General features: G+C 65.0%; 20 protein-coding genes and 1 pseudogene. 4 read left to right on the forward strand and 17 right to left on the reverse strand.

Annotation, left to right across the window (positions count from 1 at the left end):
• Positions 1–29 precede the first annotated feature (29 nt).
• Positions 30–1334: an HlyD family type I secretion periplasmic adaptor subunit gene (locus tag QFZ47_RS16920; RefSeq protein WP_307656722.1), complete on the forward strand. Its 1305-nt coding sequence runs from the start codon at positions 30–32 to the stop codon at positions 1332–1334.
• Positions 1331–2884, forward strand: coding sequence for a TolC family protein (locus tag QFZ47_RS16925; protein WP_307656723.1), 1554 nt, complete (start codon positions 1331–1333; stop codon positions 2882–2884). Before QFZ47_RS16920 ends, QFZ47_RS16925 begins: the two co-directional genes overlap by 4 nt.
• A gap of 18 nt (positions 2885–2902) precedes the next feature.
• Here QFZ47_RS16925 and QFZ47_RS16930 read toward each other — a convergent pair whose 3' ends face one another.
• The 16 genes and pseudogenes from QFZ47_RS16930 to QFZ47_RS17005 form a co-directional block, all read right to left on the reverse strand.
• On the reverse strand, positions 2903–4333 hold the full coding sequence (locus QFZ47_RS16930; RefSeq protein ID WP_307656724.1) for a sigma 54-interacting transcriptional regulator: 1431 nt from the start codon (positions 4331–4333) through the stop codon (positions 2903–2905).
• Between the two features lie 18 nt (positions 4334–4351).
• Positions 4352–6292: a TadG family pilus assembly protein gene (locus tag QFZ47_RS16935; RefSeq protein WP_307656725.1), complete on the reverse strand. Its 1941-nt coding sequence runs from the start codon at positions 6290–6292 to the stop codon at positions 4352–4354.
• Positions 6293–6346: 54 nt separating this feature from the next.
• Positions 6347–6808, reverse strand: a complete 462-nt coding sequence (locus QFZ47_RS16940) for a TadE family protein (protein ID WP_307656726.1) — start codon at positions 6806–6808, stop codon at positions 6347–6349.
• Positions 6809–6837: 29 nt separating this feature from the next.
• Entirely contained in the window at positions 6838–7323 is a 486-nt protein-coding gene (locus tag QFZ47_RS16945) for a TadE/TadG family type IV pilus assembly protein (protein WP_307656727.1), read from the reverse strand.
• 36 nt (positions 7324–7359) lie between these two features.
• On the reverse strand, positions 7360–7833 hold the full coding sequence (locus tag QFZ47_RS16950) for a DUF3613 domain-containing protein (RefSeq protein ID WP_307656728.1): 474 nt from the start codon (positions 7831–7833) through the stop codon (positions 7360–7362).
• On the reverse strand, positions 7830–8765 hold the full coding sequence (locus tag QFZ47_RS16955; protein WP_307656729.1) for a tetratricopeptide repeat protein: 936 nt from the start codon (positions 8763–8765) through the stop codon (positions 7830–7832). The genes QFZ47_RS16950 and QFZ47_RS16955 overlap by 4 nt, the downstream gene beginning before the upstream one ends.
• Positions 8762–9727 carry a type II secretion system F family protein gene (locus tag QFZ47_RS16960; RefSeq protein WP_307656730.1) on the reverse strand — a complete coding sequence of 322 codons (966 nt, stop codon included), beginning with the start codon at positions 9725–9727 and terminating at the stop codon, positions 8762–8764. Before QFZ47_RS16960 ends, QFZ47_RS16955 begins: the two co-directional genes overlap by 4 nt.
• Positions 9724–10704 (reverse strand): type II secretion system F family protein, encoded by a 981-nt coding sequence (locus QFZ47_RS16965; RefSeq protein WP_307656731.1) that lies wholly within the window; start codon positions 10702–10704, stop codon positions 9724–9726. The genes QFZ47_RS16960 and QFZ47_RS16965 overlap by 4 nt, the downstream gene beginning before the upstream one ends.
• Positions 10697–12013: a TadA family conjugal transfer-associated ATPase gene (locus QFZ47_RS16970; protein WP_307656732.1), complete on the reverse strand. Its 1317-nt coding sequence runs from the start codon at positions 12011–12013 to the stop codon at positions 10697–10699. Before QFZ47_RS16970 ends, QFZ47_RS16965 begins: the two co-directional genes overlap by 8 nt.
• Positions 12014–12024: 11 nt before the next feature.
• A complete protein-coding gene (locus QFZ47_RS16975) occupies positions 12025–13308 on the reverse strand; it encodes a CpaE/TadZ family protein (RefSeq protein WP_307656733.1) in 1284 nt (427 codons plus the stop codon).
• A gap of 35 nt (positions 13309–13343) precedes the next feature.
• Entirely contained in the window at positions 13344–14711 is a 1368-nt protein-coding gene (locus tag QFZ47_RS16980) for a type II and III secretion system protein family protein (protein WP_307656734.1), read from the reverse strand.
• A gap of 49 nt (positions 14712–14760) precedes the next feature.
• Positions 14761–15750, reverse strand: a complete 990-nt coding sequence (gene cpaB / locus QFZ47_RS16985) for a Flp pilus assembly protein CpaB (protein ID WP_307656735.1) — start codon at positions 15748–15750, stop codon at positions 14761–14763.
• 65 nt (positions 15751–15815) lie between these two features.
• On the reverse strand, positions 15816–16316 hold the full coding sequence (locus tag QFZ47_RS16990) for an A24 family peptidase (RefSeq protein ID WP_307656736.1): 501 nt from the start codon (positions 16314–16316) through the stop codon (positions 15816–15818).
• Between the two features lie 16 nt (positions 16317–16332).
• A complete protein-coding gene (locus tag QFZ47_RS16995; RefSeq protein ID WP_307656737.1) occupies positions 16333–16521 on the reverse strand; it encodes a Flp family type IVb pilin in 189 nt (62 codons plus the stop codon).
• 419 nt (positions 16522–16940) lie between these two features.
• A pseudogene (locus QFZ47_RS17000) lies at positions 16941–18351 on the reverse strand (L,D-transpeptidase family protein).
• Positions 18351–19532: a tetratricopeptide repeat protein gene (locus QFZ47_RS17005; protein ID WP_307656739.1), complete on the reverse strand. Its 1182-nt coding sequence runs from the start codon at positions 19530–19532 to the stop codon at positions 18351–18353. Before QFZ47_RS17005 ends, QFZ47_RS17000 begins: the two are co-directional and overlap by 1 nt.
• A gap of 361 nt (positions 19533–19893) precedes the next feature.
• Here QFZ47_RS17005 and QFZ47_RS17010 point away from each other — a divergent pair, with 361 nt between their 5' ends.
• Both QFZ47_RS17010 and QFZ47_RS17015 read left to right on the forward strand, forming a co-directional pair.
• Positions 19894–20616, forward strand: a complete 723-nt coding sequence (locus QFZ47_RS17010) for a response regulator transcription factor (protein ID WP_307656740.1) — start codon at positions 19894–19896, stop codon at positions 20614–20616.
• Between the two features lie 138 nt (positions 20617–20754).
• Positions 20755–21771, forward strand: coding sequence for a Bug family tripartite tricarboxylate transporter substrate binding protein (locus QFZ47_RS17015; RefSeq protein WP_307656741.1), 1017 nt, complete (start codon positions 20755–20757; stop codon positions 21769–21771).
• A gap of 100 nt (positions 21772–21871) precedes the next feature.
• On the opposite strand, the gene QFZ47_RS17020 is transcribed toward QFZ47_RS17015, so the two are convergent.
• Complete coding sequence (locus QFZ47_RS17020) at positions 21872–22657, reverse strand: IclR family transcriptional regulator domain-containing protein (RefSeq protein ID WP_307656742.1); 786 nt, start codon at positions 22655–22657, stop codon at positions 21872–21874.
• Between the last annotated feature and the right edge of the window lie 91 nt (positions 22658–22748).

A 22748-nucleotide genomic window follows, 5' to 3' on the forward strand; every position in this document is an offset into this window, starting at 1 on the left:
TAATTGGGGACCGCGACTTGAAATCAGATTTGCCGCAGATACTTCAGGACGAGGATCACAAGCGCGCGGTGCACACATCGCCCGAGGGCAGGCGCCGCCAGTGGGTGATTGGCGGCGTGGTCGCGGTGCTGGCCGTTGTCGGCCTGGGCTTTCCCATGGAAACCGTGGTGGTGGCGCCGGGCCGCGTGATTCCGTCCGACCGCGTCAAGTCGATCCAGCATCTGGAAGGCGGCATCGTCAGCAACGTGCTGGTCAAGGAAGGCGACAGGGTCAAGCAGGGCCAGTCGCTGGTGGAGATCGACCTGGGCGGCAGCAGCCTCAATTTCGAGGAGCTCACCGCGCGCTATGCCGCCACCCAGGCCACCCGCATCCGGCTCATGGCCGAGAGCCGCGGCCAGCCGCTCAAGCGCGAGAACTTTGCCACCGACATCGACGAGAGCGTGCTCGAGGGCGAGGCCGGCGCCTACGAGGCGCGCGCGCTCGAGCAGCGCGGCGTGATGGCCGGCGCGGTGTCGGGCCTGGAGGGGGCGCGCAGCAGGCTGCTCGAGCAGCAGGCCAAGGTCAAGGGCCTGAACGACCGCCTCGCACTGATGCAGAAGGAACTCGAGATCTCGGAACAGCTGCTCAATGAAAAGCTGGTCGGGCAGGTCGAGGTGCTCGAGAAGCGGCGGCAGGTCGAAGGCGTGCGAAGCGAACTGGCCGTGGCACGCCAGGGCGCCATCTCCGCGAGCGCCGCCATCACCGAGGCGCAGGCCAAGATGGCGGAGGCCGAAGGCCGCTTCCGGCGCCGCGCATCCGACGAACTGGCCGCCGTGGAGCGCCAGTTCGCAAGCCTGAACGAAGACCTGGCGCGCGCACGAACCCAGCGCTCCCGCACGATGGTGAAGGCGCCCTCCGACGGCATCGTCAAGGGGCTGCGCAGCGGCAGCCCGGGCTGGGTCATCAAGCCCGGCGAAGCCATCATGGAAGTGGTGCCCGACAAGGACGAGATCATGATCGAGGCGCGCCTGAATCCCAACGACCGCGGCTTCGTCGAGGTCGGCCAGGCGGCGCGCGTGAAGATCACCGCCTACGACTACCTGCGCTACGGTGCGGTCGAAGGCAAGGTCACCCTGGTGGCCGCCGATGCCGACCGCGACCCGGCCATTGCCAACTCGGCGCCGTACTACCGCATCCTGATCAGCACCGAGCAAGCCTACGTGGGACGCGAAGAAAACCGCGTTACCGCCGGCATGGAGTCCGAGGTCGACCTGAAGGTGGGTACCGATCCGTTCATCTGGTACATCCTTCGTCCGGTGCTCAAGCTGCGGCGCGAAGCCTTCCGCGAACCATGAGGGGCAGCAACTCGGCTGGCCGGCGCCGAACGGGCCCCGGTGTTCTTTGCGCGGTGCTGTGCGCGAGCTTCGCGCTTCCTCCGGGCGCCATGGCGCAGGAAGCGCCGGCGCAGCTGGTGCCGGCGCGCCGCCTTTCCGCGCCATCGATCGGCGCCGCGAGCTATGCGCAGCGCGTCAAGCAGGCGCTCATTGCGCTGTCGCAGGACTACCCTGAAGTGCAGACGGCGCAGGCCGCCGCCAACACCAGCAGCTTTGGCGTGGACGCCGCCAGGAAGGCCCGCTACCCGCGTTTCAAGATGGGCACCGCATCCGGCAGCTACAACAGCGGCGCTGCCAACGCCAAGACCGAGAGCTACACCGTGCTCACCGCCGAGGCGCGCGTGAGCCTGATCGACGGCGGCGCCATGAGTGCCGCGGTGCGTGCCGCCGAGGCCGCAAACCAGGCCGACGACGAGGCCGTCTCGACCACCTCGCAGAAAGTGGTGCTCGATGCGCTGACCGCCTACTTGCAGGTGCAGCGCTTCGACCTCAAGAAACAGATCGCGCGCAAGTCCACCGAAGTGGTGGCCGAGCTTTCGAAGGCCGAAGCCCGCCGCGTGGCGCTGGGCGCCGCCGGCGAGAACGACCTGAACATGGCGGCCGCGCGCCGCGCCAGCGTGGCTGCGCGCGAGTCCGACTTCCAGGCGCAGCGCGACGAGGCGCTGGCCAAGTTCAACACCTACTTCAAGTTCACGCCCAATACCGATTCGCTGCCCGTGCTTGCCGCGCCTGTGTTGTGGCGCATTGCTTCGCAGGAAGAAGCCTTGCGCCGTGCCGAGGAACGCAGCACTGAAATCGCCGAAGCCAAGGGCCGCGTGGCACGCGCCCAGGCCCTGGTCGACCAGCAGGAGGCCAGCATCTATCCAACGGTGGATGCGGTGGTCGTCAAGAGCAAGGACCCGCGCGGCGTGTCGCCGCAGGACCCGACGCGCGCGGCCTTCGAGCTCAACTGGAACTTCGGCAACGGCTTCGACCGCCAGCTGCGCCTGAAGTCGGCCTTGGCCGAAGTCGCCAACCAGGAGGCCAAGCTCGAAGGCGTGAAGCTCAATCTGCTGGAGCTCACCTCGGCCTCATGGGCGCGCACCGTGTCGGGCCGCGAGCGCGAGCGGCAATTGATGGAAGCCGTCAGCACATCTGGCCAGGCCTTCCGCGGGCGCCGCCGCCTGATGGAGTTCGGCCGCGAAACCCTGCCCGCCGTGCTCGACGCCCAGCTCGACTACTACAACCTGTTGTTCGACTACGTCGACGCCGTGTTCGACCTGCGCATCACCGAGCTGCGCCTGGCGCGCACCACCGGCGAGCTGCGCATCGACCCCGAGGCGAGCAATGGCTGGATCGACCGCATCTTCGGCCCGCCGAACCGCCCCGCGCTGAGCGAAGACGGCCTGCTCACCGCGCTGTGCATCTCGAGCAACGCAGGCTGCGCCAGCGAGCCTGTGGCCGATCGCGGAGCCACCGCAACCGCGGCGAACCCGCCGCTGCGCCGGACTGCGCGGCTGGCGAACCGTTAAGTTAAGCCGGAAGCGAGTTCAGGCGTCCTCGGGGATGCCCGGCTCGCCGTCGAGGATCTGGTACTTGCGCATCTTTTCCCACAGCACCTTGCGGCTGATGCCCAGGTGCTGCGCGGTGTCCTGGCGCTTCCAGTCGTTGATCTCCAGCGCCGCAATGATGCGGTTGCGCTCGCTGCTGTTCCATCCCTTGCGGTCGCCATTGCTGTCGAGCGCCACGCCGTTCATGGCGCCGCCGCCATGGCCGTTGCGCTCCGCCGCGCCCGTCGCCGTCGGCGTGCCGCGCGTGAGCGCGATGGCGCGCTGGATCAGGTTCTGGTCCCAGCTGTGCAGCTGCCGTGCAATCACCCCCACCCGCTCGGCCAGGTTGCGCAACTGCCGCACATTGCCGGGAAAGTAGGTTTCGGCCACCGCATCGCTGAGCCAGTGCGGCGTTTCCCCGATCGTCTCCAGCTCGTCGCCCAGCACATTGGCCAGCAGCGCCTTGAAGATCGCGATCTTGTCGATCTCCCCGCGCTCCTCCAGGCTGGGCACGTGCAGCTCGATCACCGCGAGCCGGTAGAACAGGTCGGCGCGAAACTCGCCGCTGGCCACCATCTCGCGCAGGTTGCGGTTGGTGGCCGCAACCAGCCGAAAGTCGACCCGGATCGGCGCCGTGGCACCCAGCCGCGTCACCGCGTTGTCTTCCAGCACGCGCAGCAGCTTCACTTGCTGATAGCGCGGCAGATCGCCGATCTCGTCGAGGAACAGCGTGCCGCCCGTGGCCTGTTCGAAATAGCCGCGGTGCGCATGCACGGCGCCGGTGAACGAGCCCTTCGTGTGGCCGAAGAACAGCGACTCGAAGAGACCATCAGGAATCGCGCCGCAATTCACCGCCACGAACGCGCCCTTGCTGTAGTGCTGGTGCCCCAGGTGCAGTTGCTGCGCGATGCGCTCCTTGCCCACACCCGTTTCGCCGCGCACCAGCACGCTGTGGTTGCAGTCGGCAAAGGCACCCACTTCGGCCAGCAGCGATTTCATCGCATCCGAATGCGCCACCAGCACGTCGGGTGCCTGCGGCGCCACGTCGCGCGCGCGCAGCTGCCGCACCAGCTTGGCCACCATCGTGCGCAGCTCGGCGCAGGTGAAGTCGTAGGGCAGCACGTGCAGGTACTCGGGCGGATAAGTGCGCGAGTCCCGCTCCCGAGAGGCCCCGGCCACCCAGATCACCGGCATGCCCTGCAGCAGTTCGGTGGCATGCGCGAGCCCGCCGCTGTCGATGACCGTGACACTGAGAATGGCGACCGAAGGCCGAAGCGCCGTGCCGCGGTCCTGCTGCGGAGGCGGCAAGCCATCGGCCCGGATCACCTCCACGTCGAAGCTCGCCATGCACCGCGCGATACGGTCGAGGATGTCGGCCTTGCCTTCCCAGACAAAGAGGTCGAGTTCGTCGAAGTTGGCGGGGGAGCTCATGTCGAAAAAGTACGCATGTCAATAAACGAGTTCGGCGCCCTTGGAGCAGCTCAGGCGGGCGCCGACTTCCGTCTTGGCGAGATTGGCGCCGAGTACGTCGCCGAGCAAAGTTGTCAGCAACGGATCCAGCAATGGGCCCAGTACGTCCGAGATCACGCCTTGAAGAGCAGTGATGACTCCGCTCAGTGTGTTGGTCAAGGCCGTAAGAAATCCGGGAAGGCCTCCGCCAGGTACTGGCGCCATCGGTGGGATGACGGTCAGCAGATTGCTCAATCCCGAAAGAGTGTTGCTCACGCTGTCCACAATGTTCTGCGTCGAAATAGCAAGGTACGCAGGTTGTTCGTCCAGCTCGGGTGGATCCTGGAAGAACTGCGACTGGGTCGAGGAGCCGATGGGAAGGTCGGCCTTCAGTCCAAGGCCCCCGCCGTAGAAGGCCTTGCGATGCGCGGTACCGCAGCTGATCTTGCCAATTCCAAGTGGCCCGAGTAGACACGATTGAGAGCCAATGTCGATGATCGGCAGCGGGCTGACCGCAGGCGCCGCGCTCGATGAAAATGCATTTGCCTTTGCGATGGCAGCCGTCGCACCCAGGCTGCCAATGCGCAAATTCGCGATAGAAGTCACCGTCTGGGCCGTGAGTGATTTCGCACCAGTCGCGCAATCGAAATCCGTCACTCGCGATGCACCGCCCCCCGCGTCCAGACTGATGTCGAGCCTCAGCGGTGGAGGAAGTATTTTGATGTCGGTCACATCTCGCGTACATCCCAAAAGGCAGTTGAGGATGTTCGTGAGTCCGGTCACGAGATTTAGGCTCAAGAGATTGTTCAGCAAATCGGTGACAGGCGAGGCCAATGCGAGAACGGCGTTGGCCACATTGCTCACGCCGTCCAGGGCAGGCAGACTGATCGAAAGAAATGTCCGGATCTGGGCTGTTCGCACGGAGATCTGGTCCGGTCCGGTGGGATTGAGCTTCGCGAGCGCTGGATCGCCGATGGCGGACACTTGTGGCGGCTCGATCACCTTGATGCTGGCGTTGATTCCTGCAAGGTTCACATCTGCGGCCAATCCGTTCTTGCCATTGGCCGCCTGGACCACGCCTTGCACCAACTGAAAAAGCTGAATATTGGTGTCCAGCCCCGCTGCGTTGGTGCCGGCTTGCACCCCAAGCAGATCGCCGAGCTTGAGCGGGGGCTGGGCGGGGGCTGCGTTGGCCGCGATCTTTACCAGGTTGAGCGCGTCTATGGCCACTTGGGCCGCGGCCCCGTTGCGCTGGAGCGCGTTGATCATGGCCTGTATCAGCGTGCCCACAGAGACATCGGTGGCCAGGACCTGGTCGTACTTTCCTGCGCCGATGCCCAGTTGGAGGGCCAGTTCATCGAGAAAAGTCAGCAATTTGAGGTCGGTGTTGATCAAGCCATTCCAACCCACCGCGTCGAGGCTGAGGCTGCCCCCCAGGAGCCCGCCGAACACCGCATTGAGCAAAGGAGATTGGGTGGTGTCCACACTGATGAGCGTGCTGCGAATATTCAATGCCGCCAACGGGTGCTTTTGAGCCGCCAAGGCATCCACGCCAATAGGCCTTGGCTGATTGCCGGGAATACCTGCCAGCAAAAGCGCCGGAGTCCTGTTGATGGTGACTCGCACTGCATTGAGTCTTTGTCCACTTTCCGGTGGGCCAAAGTGGGGTGCGGTCGGTCTTGACGCAGGATCCCAGTGCCCGCAGACCACACTGTCTGCGCCGACGGGTGCCAGGCCCGGTGGAAAGTTCTGTGCAGCATTGGCGATTGCCGCCGCTGTTGCGTTCGTGCAGCTATCTCCTTCGAGCGCCTGTGCGCCCGCCAGCGCAGCGAGATCGGCGGTCTTCTGAAGCTCGCGTTTCATGTAGAACAAGTAGCCGAGTTCGACGCCGATAAGCACGATAACCAGAAGGCTTAGCGCGATTGCCGCATTGATGACCACTGACCCGCCTTGTCGCCGGGCTGCCCCTCGAATGGATGGATGCATTGTTCGCCCCTAGGAAGATGTTCTGGCAGCCGTGGCCTTGCCGAGCAGGCGATCAGGCATCCAGTTCCCGGTGAAAGGAAGGGGAGGCAACAATGGATTGGCGCGGTATGGGTAGGAAACTTTCACTGCAACCTCTCCAGGTGAAAGATTCACCTCGGGAGGTGTATCTGCCATCTTTGTCCGCAGCCATGTCTCCTTCGAGGAGGGGGCGGTGCCCGCGGAACCCGGGGTAATCATCGAGAGCGCCAGCGACCGATAGATCGCCGTTCGAACATCCGCCTGCAGGTCGACGGAAGGCGTGTCGCTGCGAAAAGATTGAGCGGCTCTTGCGCCGTCTTCCGCCGCTCGAGAGACGACTTGCTGGACGTAGAGGACACCGCAGAACGTAACGAGGCCATAGATACCCAGGAACAGAACACTGAAGACGAGCGCAAACTCGATGGCAGCGACGCCTCGCTGCTGTCGAGACACGGCCCGTTCGAGTCTCGGGTGGACGGACCTCACAACGACCTCCCATCGAGCAGCATGCTGGCCTTGCCTACGATCCGGTCGGGCACGGCAAAGCTGGGGAAAGCGGGGAACAGCGCTTCTATGCCGCCGACCGCGACCGTCACGACCATCTGGCACCGGTTGCTCCAAGCCGGCCCGCAAGGCGGCGCTGCTTGCGAGCAGTCGTCTTCCCCGGCCATGCAGACTGCTGGATCGACATTCCGGGTCGCTTTCAGGCCGGCGGGCAACCAGTCGGTGCGCTGTTCCGCAACAGTCTTTGCTTCCTTTTTTCTGTCGTCCAGATTGCTCTGGTACCGCAGACCGGCGCGGGCACCGTCTTCCGCTGCGTTCTGCAGGCTCATTCGCATCGTCAGCAGGAAGCCGTAGCAGATGACGGCATAAAGCAGCGCAAAAATGATCAGGAACACAAATGCGAACTCGATCGCATACACACCGCGCTGGGCGCAGGCGGGCTTTGCGAGGTTGTGTGTTTCCATCGTGCTTCTCTTTGCGCGGCAGGACCGACTCGCCGCTTACCGAGACCCGGAAGAAGAACCGCCGCCACCGGACTTCGTTACCGTCGAGCTAAGGTGCTCGGGAATCGGATGTTCGAAGCTCTTGAGGTAGCGCTCATAGCTACGGCTGGCTACGCTTCCGGCGATGGGGCGAGGTGCAGGCGATGCGATCTCTCCGCTGCGTTGCCAGGCAAGCAGGTTTTGTGTTGCATCGCCGAGCAACAGTGGCGGCGGGTCGAATTCTTCGGCCTCGGCCATTTGCGCATCCTGAGGCTCCGGCGCTGCCTGATTCTGTACGGCCTGACCAGCGGGAGCCGCTGTTGCTGTGACCCGGCCTGTCGGCGCGGTCACTGACGTCGCAATGGGCTTTGCGTTGTCTGATTTGGTCGCTGTCGTTTGTGCGAAGGCGCTCGTTGCCATGAAGAGAAGTGCGGCAGTCAAGGCCGCACGAGCGGGCAGAGAGGCGATCCGCTCGGTGGATTCGTGGTTCATGGTGTACCTCGTGAGGTCGAGTTCGGAGAGAAGGGTGCTTCGGCATTCGACGCCGGCGGATTCGTGTGGATCGCAGTCCTCATGCCGCCCACGCCTGACCATCGCGACGGTTTGAGCGCAAGGGGCGAAACAATGGGCTCACCGCGAGTTGATGTTGATGCCGCGGCGGCGACGGGTGCAGCCAGTCCGCCTGGTGCGCGTATTTGCAGCGCCGCTTCGCGCACGGCCAGGCGTGTTGCTTCGGACAGGCGGTTCGCATTCATCAGGGCAGCTGCCTGATCCCGCTGATTGGTCACTTCCAGATAGAGGGCGAGGTTGGCTTGTGCCTGCGTGCTGTCGGGGCGCAACTGCAGGGCCTGCATCAGCGGCAATCGTGCCTCTTCGATCAGGCCAGCGCGCAATTGCGCGTAGCCTAGGTCGCTCAGCAGCAGCGCATCGGTTGGTGTCCGGCGCTGGGCCTGCGCAAGCAGCTGCACCGCCTCGGCGTAGTTCCCGCGCGTACCTGCCAACAGCCCCAGTCCGCGGTAGCCGGCACTCGCCAGCGGCGTGCCCAGCAGGCGCTTGTAGGCTGCTTCGGCGGGGGCAGCCTGCCCTGTCTGGCGCAGCGCCTCGGCACGGGTGCGCGTGGATTCGGGCGAGACACCCCAACGCTGTTCAAGAGCGTCGATGTGCGCGAGCGATGCAAACCACAGGTCCTCTTTCTGCATCTGCTCGACCAGTTTGAGGTAGGTCGCTTGGGTGTCTACGCTCGCTCCCGCCTTCGTGTCCGCGGCCGCTTCGGCGGCCATGCGTTGTTGCGCATCGGCGCTGGCGGCGTACTGGTCCTTGAGGCCGGCACAGGCGGTGATGACGAGGGCCGCGGCTGCTGCCGAGACGAACGTCAGCATGCGGCGAGCAGGGCGCGAGCTCACGAAAAGGTTGATGGTTTTCATTTGGCGGCGGCTCCCAGTGAGCGGAAGATCGCAAGGAAAGCCGGGCCTGCCGTGATGATGACCAGCGCTGGCAACAGCGTGGTCACCATGACCGCGGTCATCTTCACCGTGATCTTTCCGATTTTTTCCTTCATTTCGGAGCGCCGGTGTTCGCGGAGCCGGTCGCTGAATATGCGCAACGGTTCCTGCACGGCGCCGCCGTGTTTGTCGACCTGTACCAGCAGGGATACAAGCCCGCGGAGGTTCTCGTTCTTGTGCAGGCTTGCGAGGCGCTGCAGCGAATGCTCGCGGCTGCGACCACGGCTGTACTGGTTGTTGGCAAAGGTCAGCTCGTACCCGAGCACACGCAGCACATGCGAGAAGTCGCTGGCCATGATCTGCAGGCTCTGGTCCAGGCTCAGCCCAACGCCTTGGAGAAGGCGCAGCAAATCGATGAACAGTGGAAGCTCCTGGTTCACCCGCTCGCGGCGTTTGGCCGCAAAGCGGCCGAGTGTCCATTTCGGTGCCATGAAGCCGATGACGAACGCGGCTGCGAGCACGCTAACTACAGTGCGCTGCGGATGGCCCGCGCTCCACAGCACATAGGCGAGAAAGGGAAGAAGGAATGCAAGAAAGATACGAGCCACAAGGAAAACCAGTTGCGCCCGCTTCGAGGGAAGGCCGCACTGGTCGATGAGGTTGCGGTCTTCGTTCGCCACGAGTGCCCGACCGATTCGCGAATCGAGCCAATGAAACGGTAATTCGATGTCTGGCTTTGCCGAGGCGTTCAGCTCTTCGGTCGAATCGACGGAAGCCTTCGACTGGCGCGGGGTCGTCACGCCCTGCTGGATGGCGCGGTCGATGACTTTTCCGCTGCGCGTGCGCCGCAACTCGGCCGCAATCAGTGCACCGGCGCCGGCCATCAGGCCCAAGGCCAACAATGCCAGGCTGAAGATCGCCAATTGATTGGAGGTGACGGTCATGTCAGTTTTGCCAACCGGTAGAGGAGCGCCGCACCGAACAATTGAAAGCCTGCGGCAGAGAGGACCATCATCCGACCGGTCCCATCGTTCCACATTCCCAAGAAATAGCCGGGATTGGTCAAGATGAAGAAGGCGCCGACACTCACAGGCAACAACCCGAGGATCCAGGCGGAAAGCCGGGTTTCCGACGACATTGCGAGCAACTCATGCTCCGCTTGCTCACGGTCGCGCATGAAGTTGCCTACGCGTTCCAGCAGGAGGTCGGAGCGTCCGCCATAACGTACACCCAGGCCAATGATGGAGGCCAGCAGGAACATCTCCTCGATGCGGACGCTGCTGGCTGTCTGGTGCAGCGCGCGATCCAGGTCCATGCCCGCGCGCACCAGCGATGCCGCACGTTCCAGCTGGCCGCGCAACGGCGCCTCCGTGGTGGCAATCGCAAGCTGGAACGCCGCCTGCGTGGAGTTGCCGATGGTGATCAATCGCACCATTGCGTCGATGTATGCCGGCAACTGGCTGACCAGCTTGCGCCGAAACTTCTGCAGTCGCAGCCAGACCGCGAAGACCGAGAGGAGTGCCAACAAGGCGAGCGCACTCGACGCCGCGATCCAGCCGCCGAACAGACCAGCAAGCGCAGCCAGCGCCACGATGGCGGCAAACCCCAGCGCGGCCATGCGCGGATCGATCACGCCTACCAGCCAGTCGGGCAAGGCTTTTTCAAGAAGCCCAACGGGTTCAGAAGCCGCGACACTTGCATCGGTCTCGAGCCACGGGTCAGTCATGAGCCCATCGCTGGGCAGATCCCGTAAAGGTATTGGCAACGACGCCGCAGCGGCCGTGCTGGCCAGGATCTGCTGGTTCAGATGCCGCCCGGCCGCCTGCCGTGCCTGGCGCCCCTTTGCCCATTGCCACAGCAGCAGCCCCGCGGCTGCAAGCAACAGCGCGATGCAAGCTACCGTCAGCAGGACTTTAGCCACGGTTGTCTCCCTGCTGTGCCCGCGCCAGCGACTGGCGGAAGCGCGTGATCTTGGGCGAATGCGGCGCAATACCCAGCGATACCCAGCGATCGCGCTCCTCGCCGTCTGGCGAGGCAATCGGTTCGTAGCGGTAGAGCTCCTGCATCGCGACTACGTTGTCATTCACGCCGGTAACTTCGCTCAGCGAGAGAATGCGGCGCTGGCCGTTCGAAAGGCGCCCGATCTGCACGATGAAATCGATGGCGTTGGCGATCTGCCGGCGCAGGCTCACTTCGCTGCCCTGGTAACCCGCGAAGCCCGCGAGCATTTCAAGCCGGTAGAGGCATTCGCGCGGCGAGCTCGCGTGGATGGTGCCCATCGAACCTTCGTGGCCCGTGTTCATCGCCTGCATCATCTCGATCACTTCGGCGCCGCGCACTTCACCCACGATGATCCGGTCGGGCCGCATGCGCAGGCTGTTGCGCAGCAGGTCGCGGATCGACACGACCCCCGTGCCATCGAATCCGCCGGGCCGGCTTTCGAGGCGAACGACGTGGCTGGTGCCCAGCGAAAGTTCCGCCGTGTCTTCGATGGTGATCACGCGCTCGCGCGCGGGGATGTAAGTTGCAAGCGCATTGAGCAGCGAGGTCTTGCCCGAGCTGGTGCCGCCACTCACAAGGATATTGCAGCGTGCACGCACGGCAATCTCCAGCAACTGCGCCATGCCGGCGTCAAAGGTGCCGAGCTTCACCAGATCGGCCGGCGTGAGCGGTTCCTTGCGGAACTTTCGAATCGAAACCGAGAGCCCGTCGATGGCCAGCGGCTCGATGATCACGTTGATGCGGCCGCCATCCGGCAAGCGCGCATCGACCATCGGGTTGGATTCGTCGAGCCGGCGGCCTAGCGGCGCAAGGATGCGGCGCACGATGCGCATCACATGCTCCGCATCGGCAAAGCGCACGGTCTCGCGTTCCAGCATGCCATGGCGCGACACGTACACGTTCTGGTAGCCGTTGATCAAAATGTCTTCGACGGCAGGGTCGTTGAGCAGGTCTTCCAACGGGCCGAAGCCCGCAAGCTCCTTGGTCAACGCGTCGGAGATGAGCTGCATCTCGCGATCGTTGATCGGCACGCGGCGCAGCCGAACGAAGCTGTCGACCTCCAGCTCGACAAACTGCTGGATCGAGGCGCGCGACCAGCGGCCGAACTCCGCCCCCAGCTCCTCGATGCGGCTCAGCAGATGGTCGTGCGTCCAGCTCTTGATGTCCTGGAACTGCTGGGAATTGATGAACGCCTGGTCGTCGTCGGCGAATTCGAGATCGTTGGACATATGGGGGCGGTTCAACCTTGACTAGAGCTTTTCCAGAAGCCGGCAATTTGCGACATGCGCGCCACCCAGCTGGATTCCTTGGCCGGCGCCTGGCCTGCTTCGGACATGTATTCCTGGTTCAGTCCGCGTGCGAGGCCGGCTACGGCCTGCGAATACGCGTCGTTGCGCGCGGTGCGTACCAGCATTTCGCCGCGACTCGCGGCTGCCAGAAGTTGCGTGCTGCGTGCCGGCAAGACATGGTGCAGCGGCAGTTCGAGCCGCTCGGCAATGTCCTTGGCCGGCAGCCCAACGTGGCTGTCGAACTTGTTGACCACGAGCGACAGCCGATCGGTCTCGACACCACGCGTGCGCAGTTCCTTGAGCATGTTGGCAGTGGAGACGATCGCACCGATGCTCTGATCGCACACCACCCAGTTGCGCTGGGCGGCCTTCACGGTCTGGGCGACGAAATCGAGGGTCGAAAAACCGCCCAGGTCGGCGATCTGGAAATCGTAGAAGTCGCCGAGCCGCTTGATCAGCGCCACCGAATCGGCATGAGAGATCTCGCGCACTTGGGCGAGGCTCGCGGGCAGCGGCAGCACGGCCACGCCGCTCGTGTGGTGGGCCAGTGCGGTATGCAGCAGCGTCTGGTCAAGGCGGCGCAGATTGCGCACGCCATCGACAAAGCTGAAGCCGCTTTGGGTGTCTAGATACAAAAGACCATCGCGCGCCGGGAGCCCGAGGTCGAGCAACGCCACTCCGCGGCGCGTGTTGCGGCCATGAGAGGACGTGGCCGCTTGAGACAGCTGATCGTTGAGCATCAGCGCCAGGCTGGCCGCAAGCGTGGTCACGCCGATGCCCGGACGGGCGCCGAGCAGCGCAAGCGTGCATCCGCGGACGCGGCTTTGCAGGCTGCTTTGACGATCGAGCAGCTTGCGCAGCGTGTTGATCGCGTCTGTTGGCGGCGCGCCCATGTCCACGAAGTCGTCCACACCGGCGCGCAGTGCGGCGAGCATGGAAGCAGGCTCGGCCGAAATGCCGGCCGCCAACACCGGCAGCGTCGGCCACTCGCGTTTGAGGCGCTGGTGAAGTTCGACTGCCGCGGTGGCGTGGTCGCCAGAGAAATCGAGAAAAACCGCCGCAGGGCTGAGCATGGCGATGCGTTCGTCGATCGCTTTGGCTTCGGGCGGAAGGATCACCACCGCACCCAGCCGGCCGAGCGCGTCGGTCAGCCACGTGATGTGGCTGCTGTTCGGCGATGCGAAGAGATAGGTCTCTGCACCAATTTCAGGAAGGCTGTCGCGTGGGGCGTTCATGGCGTCGGCCAAGTGCTTTGCGTAGTTGGGTTCTGTCAGCGCGAAAAGCCAGGCACCGTCGTGCCCGAAGCCGGCCCCAGCAGATGCGCACGCCACACGGGACCATCGCGTTGCTCGGCACCACCCGGCAGGTACGGAGCCAGATCGGTGCCACGCGCAATGGGCTTCACGAGGTGCGGCGTGACGAGGATCACCAGTTCCTTCTCGCTCATCTGGTACTTGTTCTGCTTGAAGAAGGCTCCGAGCACCGGAATGTCGCCGAGCAGCGGAACTTTGTCGGCGTTGGAGGTCGTGGTGCGGCTCACGAGGCCGCCAATGATGAAGCTCTCGCCGTCGCCGAGTTCCACCGTGGTGTCGGCGCGTCGCGTGCTGATGGCGGGCACTGCGACACCGCCGATGCTGAGCGAGTTGGTGTAATCCAGGTCGCTGGCCTCCGGCGCCACCTTGAGCACGATACGGTCGTTCGACAGCACGGTGGGCGTGAGGGTCAGGCCAATGCCGAAAGGCTTGTATTCGATGCTCGTGGTGCCCAGGCCCTGTGGTGCGGGCACGGGAAGTTCGCCGCCGGCCAGGAAGCTCGCGCTCTGGCCCGACAGCGCCACCAGCGTTGGCTCGGCGAGCACGCGTGCCATGCCGTTGCCTTCGAGAAAGCCGACGTTCAGGCCCAGGCCGGCCTTGCCGAAATTGAAGAGCAGGCTGAAGGCTTGTGCCAGCGGGTTGTTGTACTCACCGGTGATCGAGCCGTCGCTGTTGAACGTGGTGGAACGCAGCGAAGACGGCGTGAACACGCCGAAGCTGAAGCCGTTGGAGTTGGCGCGCGTGCTGAAGATATTGAGGCCAGCCTGCTTGAGCACGCTGCGGTTGAACTCGACGATCTTGACCTCGACCTGCACGGTGTTGCTCCGTACGTTGACGACGGAGCGGTCGATCAGCGCCGATTTTTCTCCACCGGCGGCAATGGCTGCATCGCGCGCTTCCTGGTGCGCGTCCATGCTGTTGAGCGACCCGGCGAGCGTGGAGGACCGGCGACGGACTTCGAGCGCATAGACCGTCGCGGTCGACTGGCCCTTTTCCCAGAGCATCAGCGTGGTCCGGCCCGCAGCCTTGCCGGTGATGATGAGGCGCGCGGCCGGCGAGTTGGGCGATTGGCGGGTGAGCGAGACGCCCGCCACCGTCTCGTCGGCGATGGCCATGCGCTCGATACCTTTGCCGATCAGCAGCTCCTTCTGCGTGCCGGCGTCGATCCGCAGTTGGAGCGCGGGGCGGGCAGATGTCGCCTCTGCCGCATCTGCGGCGGCAGACACCCCAGGCCAAACGACCCATGCCAGCAAGCACAGCACCGCGAGCGTGGGACGCAGAGGACGTGCCGAACCGGCTGTTTTCGCGCGAAGGGCGATCGTCATGGTGTTCGTTTCCTGCGTGGCGTGCATGGGCGTGCCACTTGTTTGCTGATCAGTAATTGATGGTTTCGCTGCGGTCGCCGCGAATGACTTCGACCTTGAGTCCACCGCGAGACTCACCAGTGCGAGCTGTCGGAGTCCGCACGACAGCGATGGCCGGGGCGCGCAAGGTCCCCGGCTTGCCGCCGGTCACGAAATCTGCCGTGGTGACGCCGGCCTGCGCGCGGTCCAGTCCTTCGAGCTGCGGGCGGCGCGGCTCGCCGGCCTTCGGCGGAGGCGGCTGCAGGGCGGTGGGCAGCTCGGCAAAAAGCTTCGGATCGGGTTCCGACATGTCGGTGGGGTTGCGCAGCGCCAGCAGCAAGCGGCCGCTGTTCTCGGCAAGCGTGAGCCGGTTGATGTCGTCCACCGGCACCGCGAGCACGACGGTACGGGCCGGCTCGGCGCGCTGGGCCTGCTGCTGTGCAGCGCCGTTCTTGTCCATCTTGGAAGGCAGGCCGTCGACCGAGGCGCTGCCGTAGGCCAGCACGCGCTTGCGCGACAGGAGCAGGCGCGCCTGGCTGCGGTCGATGTCCTTGCCGTCGGACTTGAGCATCAGGAACACGTCGACAAAGTCGCCGGGTTGAACCTTGTTGCCCACACCCATGATCTCGTCGGCCTTGATGGCGACCGCACGCTCGCCTTCGGTGACGCGCAGGGCCAGACCGGAAACGAGCTGGCCTTCGAGCAGCGGCGAGCCTTCGCCCAGGTCGATCACTGGCACACGCCCTGCGAGCAGCGCAGTGTCCTGGAAAGCCCCCACGGGATTGATCGTCAGGCGTTCGATACGAAGCGCGTCGGCTGGAATCGCCTGGCCCGCGGGCAGCGGCTTGGCCGCCACGACCACGGGGAAGGTATGCGCCTGGACAGCCTTGCCGGAAGCGGTGGCGGAGGGGGCGACCGCCACCGGTGGCGGGGGCTGGCGGCTGAGCATCCATGCATAGCCGCCGAGCGCGAGGGCAAGGAGCACGAGGATGGCAGCGATGATTTTGGTGAGATTGATCATGGGCGGCGGGTCAGGGAAGGAGCAATTCGAGAGCTATCGATGAATAGCTCGTGGCGGCGGAGCGATTAGCTACTCTGTCGGCCCCAAACCATCCACACCGCGGCGGCCAGCGCGAGATAGGCCGCATAGGGAATAAAGCGAATCCGGCTCGGCTGTGGGTTGCCATGTGCCGACGACGATGGGCCGAAAAGTACGAGCGAAAGCCGAGAGGAAACGGGCCAGCGCTGAAGAATTAGCCAGAGCACCGCATGCAGGCTGGCGAGGAGGCTGGCGATGAGCCAGACGGGGAGCAGTGCCGAAAGACCTACCCACAGTCCGAGCGCTCCGGCGAACTTCACGTCGCCGGCTCCCATGACTCCGAGAGTGTAGAAAAGCAGCAGGAAGCCGAAACCAATTCCTGCGCCGAACAGGGCGGCAGTCCAGCTGTGCTCAATTGGCGCTGTCCCCAATGCCAGTGCCACGAACGCCAAGAAGGCGCCTGCGAGCACAAGCCAATTGGGGACGCGGCGTTGCCTGAAGTCATAGACGGCAATGAAGAGCAACCACATCAAATATGTCGATGTCATTGCTTGCGCTGGCGCCTCAAGGGGTGGCAGCGGTTGCCAGGGAAGATTTGATGCTGGCCCAAATGGTCGTCAGGCTGTCGCCAATTCCGCCTGTGCTGGTAATGGCGGTAATCATCACAACCGAAATCAACCCCGCAATAATTCCATATTCAATTGCAGTAGCACCTTCTTCATCGCGCAGAAAACGAGTAATAGAGCGAAGCATGATTTCCCCTTTTAAAAAAGTGTTAACAAAGAGAGGCTGGCCAAGCAGATGTTATACAGCGTAACTCCGTGTATCAACAACAGTAACCCGTGGGTTCGAGGCCTTCCTGTGCTAGGCCATACGGTCTAAGCAGGAAGGCGGCCAGCCCTTCGCCGTCCCCTAGGAAGACCCACACTTGAGAGCAGAGGTAACAGTCCTGAGACGCATTTTTCCCTCTGACACAGTGCCTGCGCATCCCATGAATGAGTGAACAACGTTACGTTCCTCGGGAACATTCGAACGGCGTTTGTTACGGGAACAAAGTCGTTACGTGTTACGTAGCAAGGGATTTGTAACGCCACGTGTATTGCCCAAGATAGGCGTGGCGTCTGTGCAAAAAGTCACACCTGTGGGGTACCTACCCCTCTGCCGAGTAGGCCTCAGCTCAGGATTTCTTCGTGAAAAAGCTTCCACTCGCTGCCTTTGACGCAGCCAGTACTGGCGCCTGGTGCGCCCGCTTTTTTCGCCTTCGAAGACTTCGCCAAAGGTGGCGACCATGGTGTCGTCGCCGTCGCGCCAATGCAAAAAGGACATGTCCTTGAACTGCACGCGTTTGCCCTGGGCGTATTCCACTTCGTCGTGGAGCACCGAAAAACCGTCGATGTTTTTCTTGCTGCTGTTGCGCTGAAAATCGGGCAAATAGAATTTCTTCAATTGCGCTTCATTGCCAGTGGCCCTGGCATCTTTCCAGGCCGAAATTGCGCTGGTGAAGGTTTGGGCCTCTTTTTCAGCCTGAGGGCGCGGAATCCACTGCAGGCTGGGCGCGGTGACCACGGGGGTGGCGCCGATCTGCACCTTGCGCAGCAGCTGCTTCAGGTCGGGGTTGGCCATGACGACGCAGCCGTCGCTGGCCAGCGGCGCGCGCGAGAACTGCTGGGGCGGGGTGCCGTGCAGCCAGATGCCGCTGCCGGTCTTGCCGCGCCGCACGTCGTAGGGGTTGGGGTAGTTGATGGGCAGCGCGCCGGCGCCATAGAAGTCGCGCAGCGACTTCGGGTCGAGGCTGCTGGTGACGTAGTAAACGCCCAGCGGCGTGCGCGCGTCGCCCTCGGTGGCCTTGCCGATGCCCGATTTGCCGACCGAAACGTAATAGTCGGCCACCAGCTGCAGCCCCTTGTCGGAGTTCTCGAGCAGGTAGAGCCGCGAGCGCGAGGCGTCGACCGCAATGGCATAGCGGCTGCGCGTGGACAGCGCCAGGAACTGCGAAGGCACGGTGCCGGCCGGTGGCCTGTCGCGCAGGGCCTGCAGGCGGCGGCGCGATTCCTCGCGCAGGTCGGCCATGGCCGGATCGCTGCGCAGCCGCCCGATGCCGGTGGCGTCGGAAAAGGCATGCGCGGGCGGCACCTGCGTTGCGAGCAGGTCGGCATAGACGAGCTGCGCGAGCTGAAAGTTGGGGTAGTCCCGCACGAGGTCGCGGGCCTTGGCCAGCGCGGGGCGCGCCTGGCCGCGTCCGAACAGTTCATAGACCGCGATCAGGCGGGCTTCGGCGCTGCTGGCCTGTTGAATGGCAGCTGCTGCCGCCTTGTTGCGGGCGGCGCCCTTGGCTGCGGCGGTTCTTGCGTCTGCCGCGGCAGCTTTTTTTGTCCTGGCTTTTGCGTCCCTGGCGGCCGGGCGGCTGTGGGCCGCCTTTGCCTTGGCGCTGCCGGCGTTTGCGCTCGCGGGTTGGGTCGATGCGGCGGCCGCGCCGGGTGTTGCCAGCAGCAGCGCCGATGCCGTCATGAGCGCGGCAAGCATGTGCGCGCTGCGCCGCAGCGCAGGAGTCCGAAGCCGGCTGCGCCGGACGATGCCTGCCACTACCCGCCGACGCTTTCCTTGCGAATGTGCCACTGGTTGCCGGCGCGCTGCAGCTCCAGCGTCTTGCGGCTCGAGATGTTGAGGTTGTCGGCGCGGTAGATCTGGCGGAACTTGGCGGTGGCGGCCTGTCCGTTGACGCTGATCACGAGGTTCTCGATGTTCACGCTGATGCTCGACTTGCCGACGATGCGCGCGCGGCGCTCTTCTTCCCAGCTCTTGCGGCTTTGTCCGCCGGGGTTGAACTCGGAGCCGTAGGCGGCAAGGTAGCGGTCCATGTCCTGGCCGGCCCATGCGGCAGCCCATCCGCGCACGGCCGATTCGACTTCGGCCGTCGAGGCGGAGGAGGGCGCAGCGGCCGGTGCCGGCGCAGGCGCCAATGGCACCGCAGCCTCGGGCGCCTTGGCCACCACCGTGGACGGCGGTAGTGCTGCGGGCGCCGGCGCTGCCGCGGGGGCCGCTGCCTTGACGACGGGTGCAGGTGCCGGCGCAGGCGTGGGTGCAGGCGCTGCAGCGGCAGGTGCCTTCGCAACGGGCGCGGGGGCGGGCGTGGGCGCCGCGGCCTTCGCGGCCGGCGCCGGACGGGGCGTTGCCTCGGGCGCAGCTGCCGCCACCATCGCGGCCGACTTGCCGCCAGCCGGCGCTGGCGTGAACAGGGTGCGGATCACGGCCAGCTTGGGCTGCACCGCGGTGTTGTTCTGGTCGAGCTGCAGCGCCTTGCTGTAGGCCTGGCTCGCCAGCCGCGCATACACGTCGCCGAGGTTCTCTTGCGCCGTGGCATAGCTCGGGTTGGTGCGAATCGCGCTTTCGAGCGCGCCGCGTGCCTTGTCGAACTGGTTCTGGCTCGCGTAGATGACGGCGAGGTTGTTGTACGGCTCGGGCAGTTCGGGCGCGTCTTGCGTGAGCTGGGTGAAGGCGGCAATGGCCTCGGCGCGCTTGCCGGTGTCGAGCTGGATCACGCCCTTCAGGAAGCGCATTTGCGGGTCCTTCGGCTTGTCCTTCAGGAACGCATCGGCGCGGCTCATGGCCTCGTCGAGCTTGCCGGCCTGCATGAGCCGATCGACTTCATCGTGCTCTGCGGCGGCGAGCGCGGGCAATGCCAGGCCACAGGCAGTGGCCAGGAGCAGGGCACGCACGATGGGAGAAAAGCTGAAGCGTGCGCGCGGCAAGGGGCTCTTGGGCATTGCGGACAAGACCTCGTGTGGGGGAAGGGATGATGCGGCAGGGATTGTAAGTGGGGGAGTAACCTTCAGACACAGTGCGGGCACTCGAAAGGGCCGTTTCAAACCTGCGTGGCAGAGGGGTGCGCTACGTAACGTGCGCAGCGGCAAATGGGTAACGCAGGGCCCCAGGCGGCCGCTTCGGCCGCGCCTTCCAAAGCGCTGCAAGCGGCGTCCGTAAACGATTCCTCAATGAAGTCGAAGTGCTGCATGCACTGAAGAGCCGGGCGCCATGCCGGCTTTCTTGACCGGGCATCGTTCATGCGGTGTTCAGGACGAAGATCAATCTCGGCCCGCCTTGCCCGGCCGAAAAGGAAGAGCGCGCATGTCCTGTCCGATATTGGCTGGCGGCCCTGGTGCCGGCATGCGTGGCGGCGCCCTCATCGCGGGAAGCAGCCAGAGCGTGTCCGAGCGCATGCGGCGCATCCTGGCCACCGTTGCGCCGGGCCTGGAGCTGGCGGTCGTGTCGACGCAGGCCGAGGCCCACTTCCTGCTGGCCGCGCGGGCCTTCAGGGTCATGCTCGTCGGCATGGATGGGCCGGATGGCGATGGCGCGGCCTTGATCCGCCACGTGCGCCAGACCTGTCCGCAGATCGAGGCCATCGCCATGTCGGAAACCGACGATGCCGGCCTGGTGGGCTCCGCCATTGCCGCGGGTGCGGTGGGCTACCTGCTGACCGAAGCCGACGATGCCGAGCTCGCGTTCCTGCTGCGCTCCATCGAACGCGGCGGCGCGCCGGTGGACCCGCGCGTGGCGCGCCGCATCCTTGGGCTGCTTGCCGCCTCCGCCCAGCAGCCGACGCCGACCGCCGTCGAGCCCTTGCCCGCCATGGGGAAACCGGCGCGGGGCAAGCCGCTGCTGTCGCCGCGCGAACTGAAAGTGCTGCGCCTCATTGCCCAGGGCTGGAGCACTCGGCAGATCGCCGAGGCCGTGTCTCTTTCCGTCAACACCATCGAATTTCACGCGAAGAACATCTTCCGCAAGCTCTGCGTCAAGTCGCGGACCCAGGCCGTTCACCAGGCGACGCAGCAGGGCCTCTTCAACTGACGCTGCTGTGCGGTCGGCACCGGGGCCGCGCCTGCAGCAGGGTCAACGGCTTGCGCAATGCAGCACGATCCTGTAACGTTGTGTAAGTACGACGTAAGCAATGTTGCCGGACTCTTTCCCATTCTTTCTGGAGCCATCTTGAAGATCACCAAACGCCGCTTGCTCGAAGGCGGCGCGGCAGCGGTTGCCGCATCGCTTTTTGCACCCGGTTCGTGGGCCCAGCGCGCCGGCGCGGCCGCTGCCGGCAGCGACTCCGCCTGGCCGACCAAGCCGGTTCGCATCCTCGTGGGATTTCCCGCCGGCGCATCGCCCGATCTCGCGGCGCGTGCCATTGCCGAGCCGCTGTCGAAGATCCTGCGCCAGCCGGTCACGGTCGAGAACAAGCCCGGCGCCAGCGGCAACCTGGTGGCCGACCAGGTGGCCAAGGCGACCGACGACCACACCATCGGCGCGCTGATCAACGGCAATCTCACCATTGCCAGGCTGCTCAATCCCAAGCTGAGCTTCGACCCCGAAAAAGACTTTGCGCCAGTGGGCATGATCGGCACCGCGCCGCTGGTGCTGGTGGTGTCGGGCAATGCCGCAGGCAAGACCGCGGCCGACCTGCTGCTGTGGACGCGCAATCTCGGCAGCGCCGGCAAGTACGGCACGCCGGGCGTGGGCACCGTGGGCCACCTGGGCATGGAACTGCTCAAGAGCCGAGCAGCCATCACCGCGCAGCACAAGCCCTACACCGGCAATCCGCAGGTCATTGCGGGCCTGCTGGCGGGCGAGATCCAGCTGGCGCTGCTGCCGCCCGGCCTGGCCATGCCGCATGTGAAGTCGGGCAAGCTCAAGGCCATTGGCGTGACCTCGCCCGAGCGCAGCCCGCTGGTCAACGAACTGCCCACGATCCGCGAAGCCGACGTGCGCGGCGCCGACCTCGAGATCTGGACCGCGCTGGCCGCGCCCGCGGGCATGAAGCCGGCCGCCATCGCGAGGCTCAATGCCGCGCTGGTCGAGGTGACCAGCTCGCCCGAAGTGAGCCAGGCGCTGCTGAAGACCGGCTGGCAGGCGCAGCCCGGCACGCCCGACGCGCTGGCCAAGCGCATGCGCGCCGACACCGCCCGCCTGGGCGGCGTGATCATCATGAAGGGCATCCATTCCGAGAGTTAGGACGCCCCCGAAGCGCCTTCGGCGCCTCCCCCACTGGGGGCGCACCCGGCGGCCCGGCAAAGCCGGTTCCGCGGGTGCACTGGATGAGGCCGCTTTCTCTTTACAGCAGTAGCGAGACTTTCTTTGCCGCATCCACCAGTGCCGGCAGGATCGTCTCCTGCATCACCTTGGCGCTGGTGCGGTTGGCCTGGCCGCTGATGTTCAGTGCGGCCACCATGCGGCCCTGGCGGTTGACGATGGGGGCCGCCACGGAGATCAGGCCTTCTTCGAGCTCCTGGTTCACCAGGCACCACTGCTGCCTGCGCGCCTGCGCCACCTTGGCCATGAGGGCGTCGACGTCGGTCACCGTGTGCTTCGTCAGCGCCTCGATGCTCGAGGCCTCGAGCCGCGCGCGCACCTCTTCGTCGTCCAGGTCGGCCAGCAGCAGCCGGCCGAGCGAGGTGCAGTAGGCCGGCAGGCGCGAGCCCACGCCCAGGCTGATGTGCATGATCTTCTTGGTCGGCACGCGCATCACGTAGACGATGTCGGTGGCGTCGAGCACCGCGGCCGAGCAGGACTCCTGCACCTGCTGCACCAGCGCTTCCATCACGGGCTCGGCGCGGTTCCAGATCGGCATCGAGGAGAGATACGCAAAGCCCAGGTCGAGGATGCGCGGCGTGAGCGTGAACAGCTTGCCGTCGCTCACCACATAGCCCAGCGTCTGCAGCGTGAGCAGGATGCGCCGCGCGCCCGCGCGCGTGAGCCCGCTGGCGGCCGCCACTTCGCTGAGCGTCTGGCGCGGCGCGCTTTCGCTGAACGAGCGGATCACCTGGAGCCCGCGCGCGAACGACTGCACGTAGCTGTCGCCGGGGGCGGGTGTTTCTGTTTGCGGGGTGTGGGTTGCCATGTGGAGCGATCCTCTTTAGAATTCATTATACGAACAAATGTTCTTCATACGAACAAATTGGCGATTCGCAGAATCGGTCGATTGAGTCGGA

The organism is Variovorax paradoxus (genome assembly GCF_030815975.1).
Classification (GTDB): Bacteria; Pseudomonadota; Gammaproteobacteria; order Burkholderiales; family Burkholderiaceae_C; genus Variovorax; species Variovorax paradoxus_N.